Origin of the sequence: Acinetobacter sp. ANC 4648 (assembly GCF_002135345.1) — a bacterium.
Classification (GTDB): domain Bacteria; phylum Pseudomonadota; class Gammaproteobacteria; order Pseudomonadales; family Moraxellaceae; genus Acinetobacter.
In genome coordinates this window covers 247,724-260,505 of record NZ_NEGI01000004.1, presented here as the reverse complement: position 1 = coordinate 260,505, position 12,782 = coordinate 247,724, and the positions used below count along the sequence as shown (strand labels likewise).

Below are 12,782 nucleotides of genomic sequence, written 5' to 3'. Positions count from 1 at the left end.
CCGATCCAAAGTACTGCGTCGGGTTCGCAGTTATTTAATCTATCCAGAAAAATGAATGGGTTATTTATATATCTGAATACTTTTCTAAAAATTCATCTATCCATTCCTGCGCTTTCTCAAGATTAGTTATGTCAGCCAGCTTTAGATTGGTGCCTTCTGCTTCATTAAAGCCTTCAATAATAGCTTCAAAGATATTTGCTTCGTTAATAACTTCCCGTGCCATTTCCGCAGCGTCATAGCTTTGTTTGGCTTTTTTAAGCGAGACTATTTGTTTATCAATTGCTGTGCCAATTTTTTCTAATGCCAACTTAAATTCTTGACGGTTAATCGTTAGTGCTGTTTTAGATTTATTAAGTGTTGCGATCATTATATTCTCTCTTCTTTAAGAAATTTTAATTATCCAGTGCAGCATTTTTGATAACTTGATTAGCAAGCTTCGTTGGGTTCGCAGTTTTTTATAATTAATAATAATTTTATTTCCCAAAAGATCTTAAATGCTCCACAACAACCCCGATAACTCTAATTTCTTGTTGTGTGGAATTCATGATAGGGAAGTCTGGGTTCAGTGGTATTAACTCAAAAGTCTCGCGTCCATGTTCGTCATATCCAATAGCTCTATATTTTTTAAATGTCGCCTCATGACTACCATTTTGAGCAATCACATAACAACCAGGATATGGCTCTTTTGCTGAATCAACTACAAGCTTGTCACCAGGCGCAAAATCAGGACTCATGCTTAATCCAGAAACCTCGAGTGAAAATACACTCTCAGGCTTACAACCTATATAGGTTGTATATGTTTCACCCTTAGGATTAATACCATCATAGCCTGCCTCATAGAAAAGACCTGCTTGAACAAAATCTAAAATTGGGATTTTGCGTAGAGGACTTTCATTTATTGCTACGTTGGTGAATCCAGAGTTGCTTTGCTGGCTTGTGTTGGAGCCTTCGCCAGTTTGCAACCAATAAGCATCAACTCCTAAGAATTTAGCGATTGAAGGTAGGTGAGAAGAAGAATCAACGCGTCCAGTTTCTAATTGACTATATGCAGATTGAGTAATACCTATAGCTTCAGCAACATCAAGTTGTGACTTTTTTGCATTTTTTCTTGCTAGCTTCAGTCTGTCTTTAAGCATATCTGCTCACCTTCATTAGTTCTAATTAATAATATTAGGCTACTAATATGAAATCAAATAAGAATACTTATTGACTGTATATTAGAATACTAATACTATTTGAGTGTTACTTATATTTTAAATAAGAGAATGCTAATGCAAACCTTATACAAAGATCTTGTAGATCATTTTGGAGGTCAAGTTCCAGCGGCTAAAACACTACTTGTTAGTCAATCAAACATTAGTGGGTATCTTTCAGGTCGTTGGAATATGTCCGCACTTGTGGCAATGCGTGCTGAAAAAGCAACAGATGGGAAATTCAAAGCAATTGAACTCTGTCCATCATTAAAAGAATTTCAAACATTAACCGCATAGGGGAAATTATGAGTCTTGATAAAAAATCTACACATGTTCGTTTGTCTCCTGAAATTCATGAGCGAGCTAAAACACTTGCCTCATTAAAAGGTAAAGATGTTGCCTCTTACTTAGCGTTTCTGATTGAAAAAGAAATCGTCGGTGAGTGGCATGTCCTTAATTTACAGGCTAAATCTTTTGAACGCTTGGGATTAACAGGGTTGATACGGGATTTAAGTACAGAGGTGTGGGATTCAGAGGGATCGGAAGGAATTCGCATTAACTCAGACAAAGAAAAAGCCTGATCTCGTACATCAGGCTTCTTAATTCAAAACTTGAGAGCATTGAATATGAAATCAAATTTAGCACATGAGCCACCAATACCTCAAGGTGAAATGGTTCATTTTCCAAAGAAAGAGCGACAAGTTATGTCGAAAAAGGAAGAGGGTTATACAAGAATGCCGAACCTTTTAGTTGATGACCAAATCATGGCGCAATTAAGCGATAAAGCATTCAAGTGTCTTATGCTCATTGTACGCCACACAGTCGGCTTTGATCGTACATCACATACTATCGCAATCACTCAGTTTCAAAAGTTCTGTGGCATTAAAAAAGAAGAGACAGTGACCAAGGTTATTCGTGAACTTGAGCAATACAAATTAATCACTGTTGAGCGCAAAAAAGGGTATCTGAATAGCTACACACCGACCATCAACCAGCACCATGAAATGGGAGTACCCCCATCAAACGGTAGTACCCCCATGCAAGGTGGGGGGAGTACCACCATAGAACAGGGGTACACCACCCCCACCAAAGGGGGGACTAATAAAGAAACACTTAAAGAAAATATTAAAGAAATACACACACAGGAAAATTCACCTGAAATTTTGGATGATTCTTGGAGTCCAAATCAAAACACGCTAATCCAAATCTTGAGAACCACCAGACACTCTCAACGAGCAGAAGAAATACTAGGGATGGAAAACTATGAATTCCATCTTGGGAATTTTAATGCGCATTGGGAAAATAAAATTGATCTTACTGAAAACCAAAAAAACCGTAAGTTCATCGCTTGGTTGATTCAGGAGTTTGAAAAGCAATTGGCGAAAGCTGAGCGTGAATCGAAATTTCAATTGGATCGCAGCACATCTGGAAAACAAAAAAATCAAATTAACCGCAACGTCAACGATGCTTGGGAAAACGTTCCTCAGTTTCAAGGCGAAGTAAAACCAGTTGAAATACCTGAGGGTTTCCTATGAACGCAATGGCGATGATTTCAAACGGACTTCAAAAAGTGCAGGGCTATTGCTCACAGCACAATATTCAAAAAGTTCAAGCAGGGCCTAATCAAGTTTGTCCTGAATGCGCCAAAGAACTTGTGAATCAAAATAACCGTGAACACCACAAGCAAGTCAAAAAAATGGTCAGTGAATTGCATTTTGCTGGTGCGATGATTCCAGACCGTCATACCCATTCAGGTTTTAAGAATTACACCGTAAATCCAAACCTATCTGGTCAAGCCAATGCATTGAGCAAAAGTGTTGAGTTCGCTAAGTCGATGCTAAACGGTTTGAAATGCAATCTAGTGATGACAGGGAAGACTGGTACAGGCAAAACCCATTTGAGTTGTGCTACGGCTCGCACATTGCTGAATAAGGGTATGTACGCACGCTATATCACCAGTGAAGAAATGGCTCAAAAGATCATGAATGCTTGGGATAAAGACACCAAAGGTTCAAGTGAACAATCAGTGATTTATGAATTTACTCAATACGATTTATTGATTCTGGATGAGTACGGCTTACATGACCGTGATAAGCGTTTGGAGTTGGTTCACAAAGTTTTATATGCACGTTATGACGCGATGAAGCCGACGATGCTGATTTCTAATTTCACGTTAAAACAGCTCAAGGATGATTTAGGGGATCGGTTGTGGTCTCGGTTTCAGCAAGGTGGATTAACAACGATTGAGTGTAATTGGGTTGATCAGCGTTTAGGGGGTGGGGTGTGAAGGATCAAGAATTAAAACTATTACGCGGAATGTGTGCGATTGCGGCCCACCGATTAATAGATCGTGCTGAATTTGATTTTCATCTTATGGGTGGGAAAAAGTGCGCAGATTATCAAATTCGATTGAGTAATTACGGCCTCTGTAATGTTCCATTTGAATGCCCATCAAAAAGACTTCGTTTAGCTAAAAAATTAGAGACCAAAGGCTTAATTGCCTTGAGTCAATATCGGAAAGGTGGAACTTGGAGTTTTAAATTTTCAAGCATCCCTTTAACCCAAAAAATCTATGACGAGGCTTTTGAGGCAGCATCTAAATTTGAAATTGTTCGTGGTAAAGGTTTTACCTCTCTACCTCAGTTTTCTCGAACCAAAGAAGGTTTTTCTGAGGTTGATTGTTTAGGGGGGATGGCCCTAGAAGTATTAATGGAAGGTGCAGCATGAAACATCCAAAAGATAATCAAACTGTGGATTGCTTCACTTCCAAGCATGCTGTGAAACAAGGCGAACGCATGATCATTGTATTGAAGAACATCATAAATAAACGTGGTCGTACAAGCATGAATGAGGTTCAGGGATGGATCGGCATTAGTAGTTCTGCCAGTGGAGCTTTTGTACGTCAGTTGATTACTGAGGGGTACTTAGAAACGAATAGCAAAAAACCTGTGAGCCTTAAAGCTACGGACAAAGCAAAACAATTATTTGGAGCTTCAGCATGAACTTAATCGAAGAATTGGGGTTGGAGAAGTGTCGGGCGATTGTTGAGGGTGCGCCTGAGCTTGCTTTTGCATACGACACTGAAGATCAAGAGTATATGTTTTGTGGGGATATTCAGGATGGGTATTCAATTGATCATTATGAGGACTGCATAGTGATTGATGACCTCCGCGCTGCCATTGCTGAACATGGTACCCCCACAAATGAAGGCACCCTTAACACCGACAATCTCTCCCATTTCACCGACCATTGCACCGACATTCGTAACCACATTAGCCCTTTGACTGAGGGGATTGAGCGATGAGTGAATTTGATAAATGGATGAGCACAATAGGTCTGAATGTTATCCGTCATGCTAATTGTTGCCGCATAGCTTTTGATGGTGGTCGGCAATCCCGACAGGCTGAGATTGATGATCTTCAAAACCAACTCTCATGCTGTCGTGAAGAAAATAAAATTTTATTAGAGAGAGTAAATGACCTCAATTTCCCTCGCTAAATATCACAAACAATTTGGAGGTGGTCGGAAGACTGCCTCTAAACCAAATAAGTACAACGCTGTGAAGATTGAAAAAGATGGAATGAAGTTCGATAGCCAAAAGGAGTACAAACGCTATATCGAGCTTACAGCGATGCAGCAGAGAGGTGAAATTCAAGATTTAAAGTGTCAGGTCAAATTTGAGCTTGCACCTAAGGTGAAAATTGCAGGGGAAAAGAGGGCTAAGCCTGCATTGAGATATTTTGCAGATTTTACATACCTCAAGGATGACAAGTTGATCGTTGAAGATGTGAAGTCAGCAGTAACGAGAAAGTTGGCAAGTTTTAGAAACAAGAAACACTTGATGAAAACAGTACATGACATAGACATTAAAGAAGTTTGAGGGATTTTTTATGAATGCAGTAGCAGAAAAATTTGAACAGTTTGAATGGTTGACTCATGGCATTACAGCGCAGTCGCCTATTTTTGGTCAAGAGTCTCACAGTACTGGGGAGAAGCCATTGGATTATCAAGATCGTTTGGGTGCTATTGCTTCAATGGATACTCAATTGGAAAAGTCTATTACATCGGTTATTGTTTTTGGGGAAAAATCTGAAATTGATTATCGGTATATTCAGGCGCATTTAGCCGCAATATTTAATACCAATGCTGGACTTGATGGGAAGCGTGAGCCAGAGAAAATTAAAATCAAAGAGCTTGCTGATTTGATTGCCAGAATGGTTATTGATTTTTCTTTAAATCCTGAACTTGAGGATAATTTCACAAAGCAGGGTCGATTATATTATGCAGGAATTCGGTCATGGCAGATGACATTAAAAGCTTATGACTGCACATGGAAGCAATACGAGAAACTCTTGGTTTTGGCACTTGAGTCATCAATTGGTTGTGCTTCAAAAGCTATTGAAAAATACCGTAAAAATACATATAGAGACGCAAAAATATAAAGCTAGTAAAATTTTACTGAGTAAGCTATAGTTTTACTATACTGGTCGTATTACAGTTTGACCAACTGATATTTAAAAACCTCGCTAATTGCGGGGTTTTGCTTTGTTAGGATGTTTAAGAAATGAAATGGATTTTACCGATAGCTCTTATTCTGCTACCCACATCAAGTTTTGCTTATAAAATTACAGATTACTCGGGCAAGTGTTTCGTGCTTGATGAGAAAAAAGCTCAAGGATGCTCAATCCAAAAGGGTGTGAGTTCTGGTGGCGGGTTTATTTATTTAGAATTTGATAAAAAAGAGTTTCTAATAGAGCAATCAACAACTTGTGGTCAGAGTTGTCAACCTTACCTAGGTACAACTCCTGAAAATGCGCTTTTGTCTAAAAAATACAAAAAAGGTCAATGGGATTGTTATAAACAAGTACAAGGTTCAATGAATGTTTGTTACATGATCTCTAAATAGAATAAATTCTTAAAAAGCTCATCAAAAGATGGGCTTTTTTAATGGCGGTTTTCTTTTATTCGTAGTGGTTTAAATTGAATGCCGCCACCAGATATGCCAACGAAAGCTCGGTCATTGATCGGGCTTTTTTTTGCATGGAGAAAACTATGCTTTATTTTTTACGTAAATTATTCTGCTTTCATGCTTATGAGTTTGATTACGATCATGAGCATGGATATACACAAGAATGCCGTAAATGCGGTAAAGATGATTAAGTGGTTCTCTAATTAGCTGGGCGCATTACGGCACATAAAGACCCCTCGCATTCTAGATGTTGAGGGGTTTTTCTTTTCTTATTGGTGGTGAATATGCGAATGAATCGTCGTGGTTTATTAGGTGCTATTACAGCATTTTTGGGTATGAGTGCAGTATTTGCAGATGGGATGGATCGAGCGACCAATAGCTTAAATGCTTTATTTCAAGTTATGCGCTTAAATCAGCCAAATAAATATAAATCTAAACCAAATCGTTTAAGCCAAAAGAAACGCCGTTTAAATGCGCGTCGATTGGGAAAATTCAAATAAGGAATATTTATCATGACAGATCGTGTACAAGCTAAAAAAGATTTGCAGTTCTGTTGTGATGAACTGATTAAGTATCAAAATTTAAGTCGAACGGGTTTAAGACATAGTGAACTGGTCGCTATGGACAATATTATGATTCGCTTAAAAGAACAGATTAAGAATTTGCGTACGGTTCTGCATGCATGATGCTAGATGGTTTACAGTGATGCATGATATAGCTGGCATGTTAAATAAAAAAAAAGCCCATCAAATAGATAGGCTTTTCTTACTAATCAAAATATTGAGCTATGATTTATTTTTTATCAGTATTTTCTTTTTTATCATGCTGCTCTTTAGTGGGAGCTGTTTCATTTTGATTAGGTTTGTCTTGAGCAGGCTTTTGCGCTTGGTCATTTGATGCAGGTTTGTTTTGGGTTGCGTTATTTGAAAATTGATTAAAAGAAGCTTTTTGAGCGGTATTTGTATTAACTAACATAATTTTCTCAATTTTGGTTGTCGAAGATTCGACCTAGTAAGAGTGACATAGTGGAAGCACTTACAGTGAGATGATTTAGAGAGGCAAGTGTAGATATATGTAGGATTTAAATATTTATATCTTATTTATATTTCAAAGGTTTTTATAATAAACTCATCGCCAGATTGATCTATATCACTATTTAAATAGTCAAGGTATTTAATTTATATCTTCTCGATACCTTGCTGATACAAGGAGTGTATATGGACGAAAAAGAATATTTCTGGAAAACAAAGAAATGCCCACTCAAAACTAAACCGCGCACCAAACCATTACCCAAGGCTAAAGAAAAATACTTAGAAGCTGAAGAAGATTTTGAACAATCACTTATTGTTCTTGAAATTAGATATGAAAAGAAATTCCAGTTTAAATCTACAAAACATTGGCGTTTTGATTTCCATTTAATTGAACACCGAATTTTGGTTGAGATTTCGGGCGGACCTTGGTCTGGTGGACGCGGTGGCAAACTTAAAAATAAGGCTTGGAGTCTGGATCGTTACGATGATGCCGAAGCAATGGGCTTTACTGTAGTTCGATTAGAGTCTGCGGAACGCTACAGGATTCAAGAATCAGGCCCATTACAGATTGATTTTTATCGGGCAAGCCAGTGGCTGAAGAATTTAAAGAGACATATATTCAATGGAGCAGATCAGACCATTCCCACCGACAGAACTGATTGATCGAGCAGAAGAGCAAGAGGCAATTCTGCTTGCACCCGCTGTAGATCTAAAAGATTGGGTGATTAAGAATTGGTTAACCATTGGTGGCGAACTTCATAACCCTGATCATGATCACATTGCTGAGCTTTTACATGACGATGAAACCTTTTTAGCATTTGCTTGGGCATCATCTGCATGTATGGCTAAAAAGCGCATGGTATTGGGCCAATGTGAAAAAGTGATGTTTAACCAGGGCGGATGGAAGAAGGCACGGCAAGAGCAACAGATGCGTGATTGGTTTGGTTGTGTACCAGTTTATTTGATTACGATTGATGCCAGTTACTGTGAGAATACGACTGACCGTGAATTCTGCCGACTCATTGAGCATGAGCTATATCACATTGGTGTAGAGCGTGATGAAGATGGTGAAGCGATCTATAGCGATAACACTGGTCTGCCTAAACATTACTTAGCTGGACATGATGTCGAAGTATTCTTCGGTGAGACAAAACGATGGGGTGCTGACGAGTCAGTCAAACGGCTTTTAGAAATTGCGAAGAATGCACCGTTTGTTTCAGAAACTAATATTTCAGCGTGTTGTGGGAACTGTGTGATTAATTGAGCCGAGTGGCTCTTTTTTTTTGCCTGTCTTGCTGTACGTAGCTGTACAGAGGTGAGTTTATGGCGGCACTTAAAGAGCCTGTAAAAATCTTTATAGTTCAGTCTCTTGCTTGCTTTGAAACCCCTCAACAGGTGGCAGATGCTGTCAAGCAAGAATACGGCATTGAAGTTAGTCGCAGTCAGTGTCAAGTATACGACCCAACCAAATACTCAGGTCGTAATCTCAGCAAGAAATTAAAAGATTTATTTAACCGCACCCGCAAAGATTTTCGAGAGAATGTTGAGGATATTGCGATAGCAAATAAGGCATTTCGTCTACGTGAGCTTCAGAGTATGTATGAAGATGCTGGTCGTAATAAAAGAGTAAAGCAAAATCTACTCAAACAAGCATTTCAAGAAACTGATGGGCGTGTTACTCGGCAAGAGGTTACTGGTGCCAATGGTGGTGCAATTAAAACTGAGAATGAACAAAAAACCGCACAGCCTGCATATAGCCCAGATGAACTAGCAAAATTAACACCACAGGAACTTTCACGTTTAGCGATTAATGGAAAGCTATGACTTATGCATTGGAAGAAATAGCGCCACTAATTAAAGAGTGGACGATTAATACACGTCTACCTGAAGTCATTGCTGAGATGACGAGGCGTTACTACTACAAAGCTGTGATAGAGCAAAGTGAATTAAGTAAACAAGCTGAAATCTATAAATGCAGTAAAGATCCAGTGCATTGGTTTAATCACTGGATATGGACATACGATCCGCGCGGTATGGCATTTGGGTTGCCTGCCAATATTCCTTTTGTATTACGGCCCAAGCAAGTTGAACTGGTTGATTGGCTACTTGAACGTGAAGGTACACAAACTCATGGCTTGATTGAGAAGTCACGCGATGAGGGCATGAGTTACGTTGTATTGGGTTTTTACTTGCATCGATGGTTATACATTGAAGGCTTTGCAGGTGGTGTCGGTAGTCGTAAAGAGGAACTTGTAGATAAGCGTGGCGATCCTAAAACGCTATTACATAAGTTTCGAGATATGTTCAGCAAGATGCCCGATTGGATGAAGCCTAAAAACTTCAATCAGCGTGACCATGATAACTACATGCGTATCGTCAATCCTGATAATGGCGCAACTATCACAGGTGAGGCGGGTGACAACATTGGTCGTGGTGGTCGTACCTCAATGTACTTTTTGGATGAGTGGGCATTTGTTGAGCGCCAAGAAGCTGTAGATGCTGCAATTTCTCAAAATACTAACGTACATATCAAAGGATCTACACCAAACGGTATCGGTGATCGTTTTCATCGTGATCGTTTTAGCGGTCGTTACTCAGTATTCACGATGCCGTGGCGTGCTAACCCTGATAAGAATTGGCAGGTTGATTTACGTGGCAAGCTAATTTACCCATGGTATGAAAAACAGTTGGCCACTTTAGACGAAGTGGTATTGGCTCAAGAGGTCGATATTAACTATGCCGCTTCGGTTGAAGGGGTGCTGATCCCCTCTACATGGGTTCAAGCTGCTATTGATTCACACAAGAAACTGAATATTGAGGCCACTGGTGATCGTATTGGTGCACTAGACGTTGCAGATGAGGGTAGAGATAAGAACTCATTCGCAGGCCGTCATGGCATTATTTTGGAGTACTTAGAGTCATGGTCTGGTAAAGGTGATGACATCTTTGGTACTACGCAAAAGACTATGGATGTCTGCATAGATAAAGACTACGGCTTATTTTATTACGATGCCGATGGCTTAGGTGCTGGCGTCCGTGGTGATGCGCGTGTGATCAATGAACAGCAACGTGAAATTGGTGGTACTGAAATTACTGTTGAACCGTTCCGTGGCTCAGCCGCCGTGCATGATCCTGAAGGTGAAATGGTAGAGAAGCGTAAAAATAAAGACTTCTTTGCCAACCTGAAGGCTCAATCATGGTGGGCTTTACGCATGAGATTCCAAAATACTTATCGTGCTTTAAAAGGCATGGAGTATGACTCCGACAATCTAATTTCACTATCTAGTGAGCATATTAATAAGAATGAGTTTGACCAGTTGGTGATGGAGTTGTCCCAACCAACCTATATGAAAAATGGTGTCGGAAAAATCTTAGTCAATAAGCAACCTGATGGTGCTGTATCTCCTAACCGTGCTGATAGCGTGATGATCTGCTTTAACCCGGCAATTTCCGATATGGCGATATGGGATAAGCTCTAACCGAGATAAAAAATGAAATTTTCAAATATTTTTACCGCAGATGGTTTTCAAAACTTTGCTGCGCGACTCGGCTTGGGTGCAGGAAGTCAAAACGATCAATCTAGTTATGCTTTCGATTTCCTGAGCCGTGACCGTTTAAAGCTTGAAGCAATGTATCGATCATCTTGGATCGTTGGTCAAGTGGTTGATGTGGTAGCTGAGGATATGACCCGTGAAGGGATTAATATTCGAGGATTGGAAGACCCTAAAGATGCAGAGTTGATTCAGTCGAAATTGGATGAGCTGGAAATCTGGAATGAGATTACCAATGTAATTAAATGGGGTCGCCTCTATGGTGGTGCTATCGCTGTCATGCTGATTGATGGTCAAAATGTCAGTACGCCGTTAAATATTGACTCAGTGGGCAAAGATTCATTTAAAGGCCTTATGGTCTTGGATCGCTGGCTTGTGCAACCTACATTGCAAGATCTGGTCAGCGAGTATGGCCCAGACTTTGGTAAGCCGAAATACTACGATGTGATTGCTGACTCATTGGGCTTATCTAATCAACGTATTCATTATTCACGTGTCATTCGATTTGATGGTGTGGATCTACCTTATTGGCAACGTGTTGCTGAAAACCTATGGGGGCAGTCGGTTATTGAGCGTCTGCTTGATCGTTTAATTGCATTTGATAGTACGACGACCGGTATTGCTCAATTGGTTTATAAAGCGCACTTACGCACGTACAAGGTTAAAGGCTTACGTTCAATTATTGCGGCAGGTGGTAAAGCACTTGAGGGCCTAGTAAAGCAGATTGAACATATCCGATTATGGCAGTCCAATGAGGGTATGACCCTTATGGATTCCGAGGATGAGTTTCAAACACATACATATAGCTTTGCAGGACTTGATGCTGTGCTACTGCAGTTTGGGCAACAGCTATCAGGCGCTTCACAAATTCCACTGGTGCGCTTATTTGGTCAATCCCCATCTGGTATGAATGCAACAGGTGAATCTGATCTAAGCAACTATTACGACAATATCAATCAGCAACAAGAACGCCGTATGCGCACAGGACTTGGCAAGCTTTTGCGAATTGTCTCGTTGTCCACGCTTGGTAAGCCGTTGCCTAATTCATTCACATTTGATTTTGCATCATTGTGGCAAATTGACGATGTTCAGAAAGCTGATATTGCGACCAAAGTTACCGATGCTGTTTGCAAGGCGGAAGAGCAAGGATTGATTAGTACCCAAGCGGCAATGAAAGAACTCCGCCAGTCGAGTGAAATCACAGGTATTTATTCAAATATCACAGATGCAGATATTGAGGCCGCTGATGATGAAGTGCCGAAACCTCGAGAGAATTATGACGATGGAGAGAATCCGCCACACACCGAACCGAGCAAGAAAGGTGGAGAAGAAGTACGGACAGCAGCTGCGTAAAATATCTGGTTATATCGATTCAATTATTAAGGGTTTTGATGTAACAGATGAAACGGTTTATCCATCGATTGTGACTGCTTTAAGGAAATATGCTGAATCACTCGATGTATGGGCTGTGAATGCATCTTCTCGTATTTTGATGGATGTGGCTTTACGTGATGAAAAGACATGGCTGATTTATGCAACGGATATGTCTATTGGCGTGAAGCATCAAATCAGGAACACTGATGTTGGTGCGGTTATGCAAAAACTTCTTGCTGATCAAGTTGGATTGATTAAGTCGCTTCCTCTTAATGCTGCTCAACGAGTTCATGATCTAGCTACACGCGCCGTCATTGAAGGCGGTCGAGCTGATGAGATATCAGGTCTGATTATGGCTATTGGTGGAGTCACTAAGGCTAGAGCTAATACCATTGCGCGCACAGAGATATCCAGAGCGACTACAGCATTCACTGAAGCACGTGCAAAGGACTTAGGCAGTGATGGTTATATTTGGCGAAGTTCCGAAGATAGCGATGTACGTGATGAGCATAAAAAATTGAACGGTCAGTTCTTTAAATGGAGTGAACCACCAATCGCCGATGAGAGATCAGGTACACGTGCTCATGCCGGTTGTATTTGGAATTGTCGCTGTTATCCAGAACCAGTTATTCCTGAGGATTGACCACCCATGCGGTGGTTTTTT

22 protein-coding genes are annotated in these 12,782 nt (G+C 40.1%); 19 read left to right on the top strand and 3 right to left on the bottom strand.

Features of this window, described 5'->3' with window-relative positions; translation table 11 throughout:
* Positions 1-64: 64 nt before the first annotated feature.
* Together B9T27_RS09100 and B9T27_RS09095 are read right to left on the bottom strand one after the other, a co-directional pair.
* Positions 65-367, bottom strand: a complete 303-nt coding sequence (locus tag B9T27_RS09100) for a hypothetical protein (protein WP_086206512.1) — start codon at positions 365-367, stop codon at positions 65-67.
* Between the two features lie 106 nt (positions 368-473).
* Complete coding sequence (locus B9T27_RS09095) at positions 474-1,136, bottom strand: LexA family protein (protein ID WP_086206511.1); 663 nt, start codon at positions 1,134-1,136, stop codon at positions 474-476.
* 135 nt (positions 1,137-1,271) lie between these two features.
* Between B9T27_RS09095 and B9T27_RS09090 the strand changes: the two genes are divergently transcribed.
* From B9T27_RS09090 to B9T27_RS14905, 13 genes are all read left to right on the top strand, one after another.
* Complete coding sequence (locus B9T27_RS09090) at positions 1,272-1,490, top strand: hypothetical protein (RefSeq protein ID WP_086206510.1); 219 nt, start codon at positions 1,272-1,274, stop codon at positions 1,488-1,490.
* An 8-nt stretch (positions 1,491-1,498) separates the two neighbouring features.
* Positions 1,499-1,774, top strand: a complete 276-nt coding sequence (locus B9T27_RS09085; RefSeq protein ID WP_086206509.1) for a hypothetical protein — start codon at positions 1,499-1,501, stop codon at positions 1,772-1,774.
* A gap of 123 nt (positions 1,775-1,897) precedes the next feature.
* The gene (locus tag B9T27_RS09080) at positions 1,898-2,728 is read left to right on the top strand and encodes a replication protein (protein WP_228146188.1); all 831 of its coding nucleotides are present in this window, start codon (positions 1,898-1,900) and stop codon (positions 2,726-2,728) included.
* Positions 2,725-3,480: an ATP-binding protein gene (locus B9T27_RS09075; RefSeq protein WP_086206507.1), complete on the top strand. Its 756-nt coding sequence runs from the start codon at positions 2,725-2,727 to the stop codon at positions 3,478-3,480. Before B9T27_RS09080 ends, B9T27_RS09075 begins: the two co-directional genes overlap by 4 nt.
* Positions 3,477-3,920 carry a hypothetical protein gene (locus tag B9T27_RS09070; RefSeq protein ID WP_086206506.1) on the top strand — a complete coding sequence of 148 codons (444 nt, stop codon included), beginning with the start codon at positions 3,477-3,479 and terminating at the stop codon, positions 3,918-3,920. Before B9T27_RS09075 ends, B9T27_RS09070 begins: the two co-directional genes overlap by 4 nt.
* A complete protein-coding gene (locus B9T27_RS09065; protein ID WP_086206505.1) occupies positions 3,917-4,195 on the top strand; it encodes a hypothetical protein in 279 nt (92 codons plus the stop codon). Before B9T27_RS09070 ends, B9T27_RS09065 begins: the two co-directional genes overlap by 4 nt.
* Positions 4,192-4,497 carry a hypothetical protein gene (locus B9T27_RS09060; protein ID WP_086206504.1) on the top strand — a complete coding sequence of 102 codons (306 nt, stop codon included), beginning with the start codon at positions 4,192-4,194 and terminating at the stop codon, positions 4,495-4,497. The genes B9T27_RS09065 and B9T27_RS09060 overlap by 4 nt, the downstream gene beginning before the upstream one ends.
* Positions 4,494-4,691 carry a hypothetical protein gene (locus B9T27_RS09055; protein ID WP_086206503.1) on the top strand — a complete coding sequence of 66 codons (198 nt, stop codon included), beginning with the start codon at positions 4,494-4,496 and terminating at the stop codon, positions 4,689-4,691. The genes B9T27_RS09060 and B9T27_RS09055 overlap by 4 nt, the downstream gene beginning before the upstream one ends.
* Complete coding sequence (locus B9T27_RS09050; protein WP_086206502.1) at positions 4,669-5,073, top strand: DUF1064 domain-containing protein; 405 nt, start codon at positions 4,669-4,671, stop codon at positions 5,071-5,073. Before B9T27_RS09055 ends, B9T27_RS09050 begins: the two co-directional genes overlap by 23 nt.
* Before the next feature lie 10 nt (positions 5,074-5,083).
* Positions 5,084-5,635 carry a hypothetical protein gene (locus B9T27_RS09045; RefSeq protein WP_086206501.1) on the top strand — a complete coding sequence of 184 codons (552 nt, stop codon included), beginning with the start codon at positions 5,084-5,086 and terminating at the stop codon, positions 5,633-5,635.
* A gap of 122 nt (positions 5,636-5,757) precedes the next feature.
* Entirely contained in the window at positions 5,758-6,099 is a 342-nt protein-coding gene (locus tag B9T27_RS09040; protein ID WP_086206500.1) for a hypothetical protein, read from the top strand.
* Between the two features lie 347 nt (positions 6,100-6,446).
* Positions 6,447-6,662 (top strand): hypothetical protein, encoded by a 216-nt coding sequence (locus tag B9T27_RS09035; protein WP_228146187.1) that lies wholly within the window; start codon positions 6,447-6,449, stop codon positions 6,660-6,662.
* Between the two features lie 12 nt (positions 6,663-6,674).
* A complete protein-coding gene (locus tag B9T27_RS14905; protein WP_171263372.1) occupies positions 6,675-6,848 on the top strand; it encodes a hypothetical protein in 174 nt (57 codons plus the stop codon).
* 106 nt (positions 6,849-6,954) lie between these two features.
* Here the strand turns inward: B9T27_RS14905 and B9T27_RS09030 are convergent, their stop codons facing one another.
* A complete protein-coding gene (locus tag B9T27_RS09030) occupies positions 6,955-7,137 on the bottom strand; it encodes a hypothetical protein (protein WP_074947584.1) in 183 nt (60 codons plus the stop codon).
* Positions 7,138-7,379: 242 nt separating this feature from the next.
* Between B9T27_RS09030 and B9T27_RS09025 the strand changes: the two genes are divergently transcribed.
* Genes B9T27_RS09025 through B9T27_RS09000 form a run of 6 tightly spaced genes read left to right on the top strand, consistent with a single transcriptional unit; the run spans position 7,380 to position 12,761 of the window.
* The gene (locus B9T27_RS09025) at positions 7,380-7,856 is read left to right on the top strand and encodes a hypothetical protein (protein WP_086206499.1); all 477 of its coding nucleotides are present in this window, start codon (positions 7,380-7,382) and stop codon (positions 7,854-7,856) included.
* The gene (locus B9T27_RS09020; protein ID WP_086206498.1) at positions 7,816-8,457 is read left to right on the top strand and encodes a putative metallopeptidase; all 642 of its coding nucleotides are present in this window, start codon (positions 7,816-7,818) and stop codon (positions 8,455-8,457) included. The genes B9T27_RS09025 and B9T27_RS09020 overlap by 41 nt, the downstream gene beginning before the upstream one ends.
* A 59-nt stretch (positions 8,458-8,516) precedes the next feature.
* Positions 8,517-9,017, top strand: coding sequence for a DUF2280 domain-containing protein (locus tag B9T27_RS09015; RefSeq protein WP_086206497.1), 501 nt, complete (start codon positions 8,517-8,519; stop codon positions 9,015-9,017).
* The gene (locus B9T27_RS09010; protein WP_086206496.1) at positions 9,014-10,672 is read left to right on the top strand and encodes a terminase; all 1,659 of its coding nucleotides are present in this window, start codon (positions 9,014-9,016) and stop codon (positions 10,670-10,672) included. Before B9T27_RS09015 ends, B9T27_RS09010 begins: the two co-directional genes overlap by 4 nt.
* Before the next feature lie 12 nt (positions 10,673-10,684).
* The gene (locus tag B9T27_RS09005; RefSeq protein WP_086206495.1) at positions 10,685-12,097 is read left to right on the top strand and encodes a DUF1073 domain-containing protein; all 1,413 of its coding nucleotides are present in this window, start codon (positions 10,685-10,687) and stop codon (positions 12,095-12,097) included.
* Entirely contained in the window at positions 12,066-12,761 is a 696-nt protein-coding gene (locus B9T27_RS09000; protein ID WP_228146186.1) for a phage minor head protein, read from the top strand. Before B9T27_RS09005 ends, B9T27_RS09000 begins: the two co-directional genes overlap by 32 nt.
* Positions 12,762-12,782 lie beyond the last annotated feature (21 nt).

What these genes read in the sequence shown, in the direction of transcription:
- B9T27_RS09020 (WP_086206498.1), top strand. Translation starts at nt 7,816, where the DNA reads ATGGAGCAGATCAGACCATTCCCACCGACAGAACTGATTGATCGAGCA.
- B9T27_RS09090 (WP_086206510.1), top strand. Translation starts at nt 1,272, where the DNA reads ATGCAAACCTTATACAAAGATCTTGTAGATCATTTTGGAGGTCAAGTT.
- B9T27_RS09065 (WP_086206505.1), top strand. Translation starts at nt 3,917, where the DNA reads ATGAAACATCCAAAAGATAATCAAACTGTGGATTGCTTCACTTCCAAG.
- B9T27_RS09035 (WP_228146187.1), top strand. Translation starts at nt 6,447, where the DNA reads ATGCGAATGAATCGTCGTGGTTTATTAGGTGCTATTACAGCATTTTTG.
- B9T27_RS09015 (WP_086206497.1), top strand. Translation starts at nt 8,517, where the DNA reads ATGGCGGCACTTAAAGAGCCTGTAAAAATCTTTATAGTTCAGTCTCTT.
- B9T27_RS09040 (WP_086206500.1), top strand. Translation starts at nt 5,758, where the DNA reads ATGAAATGGATTTTACCGATAGCTCTTATTCTGCTACCCACATCAAGT.
- B9T27_RS09025 (WP_086206499.1), top strand. Translation starts at nt 7,380, where the DNA reads ATGGACGAAAAAGAATATTTCTGGAAAACAAAGAAATGCCCACTCAAA.
- B9T27_RS09030 (WP_074947584.1), bottom strand. Translation starts at nt 7,137, where the DNA reads ATGTTAGTTAATACAAATACCGCTCAAAAAGCTTCTTTTAATCAATTT.
- B9T27_RS09075 (WP_086206507.1), top strand. Translation starts at nt 2,725, where the DNA reads ATGAACGCAATGGCGATGATTTCAAACGGACTTCAAAAAGTGCAGGGC.
- B9T27_RS14905 (WP_171263372.1), top strand. Translation starts at nt 6,675, where the DNA reads ATGACAGATCGTGTACAAGCTAAAAAAGATTTGCAGTTCTGTTGTGAT.
- B9T27_RS09100 (WP_086206512.1), bottom strand. Translation starts at nt 367, where the DNA reads ATGATCGCAACACTTAATAAATCTAAAACAGCACTAACGATTAACCGT.
- B9T27_RS09010 (WP_086206496.1), top strand. Translation starts at nt 9,014, where the DNA reads ATGACTTATGCATTGGAAGAAATAGCGCCACTAATTAAAGAGTGGACG.
- B9T27_RS09055 (WP_086206503.1), top strand. Translation starts at nt 4,494, where the DNA reads ATGAGTGAATTTGATAAATGGATGAGCACAATAGGTCTGAATGTTATC.
- B9T27_RS09005 (WP_086206495.1), top strand. Translation starts at nt 10,685, where the DNA reads ATGAAATTTTCAAATATTTTTACCGCAGATGGTTTTCAAAACTTTGCT.
- B9T27_RS09095 (WP_086206511.1), bottom strand. Translation starts at nt 1,136, where the DNA reads ATGCTTAAAGACAGACTGAAGCTAGCAAGAAAAAATGCAAAAAAGTCA.
- B9T27_RS09045 (WP_086206501.1), top strand. Translation starts at nt 5,084, where the DNA reads ATGAATGCAGTAGCAGAAAAATTTGAACAGTTTGAATGGTTGACTCAT.
- B9T27_RS09085 (WP_086206509.1), top strand. Translation starts at nt 1,499, where the DNA reads ATGAGTCTTGATAAAAAATCTACACATGTTCGTTTGTCTCCTGAAATT.
- B9T27_RS09050 (WP_086206502.1), top strand. Translation starts at nt 4,669, where the DNA reads ATGACCTCAATTTCCCTCGCTAAATATCACAAACAATTTGGAGGTGGT.
- B9T27_RS09080 (WP_228146188.1), top strand. Translation starts at nt 1,898, where the DNA reads ATGTCGAAAAAGGAAGAGGGTTATACAAGAATGCCGAACCTTTTAGTT.
- B9T27_RS09060 (WP_086206504.1), top strand. Translation starts at nt 4,192, where the DNA reads ATGAACTTAATCGAAGAATTGGGGTTGGAGAAGTGTCGGGCGATTGTT.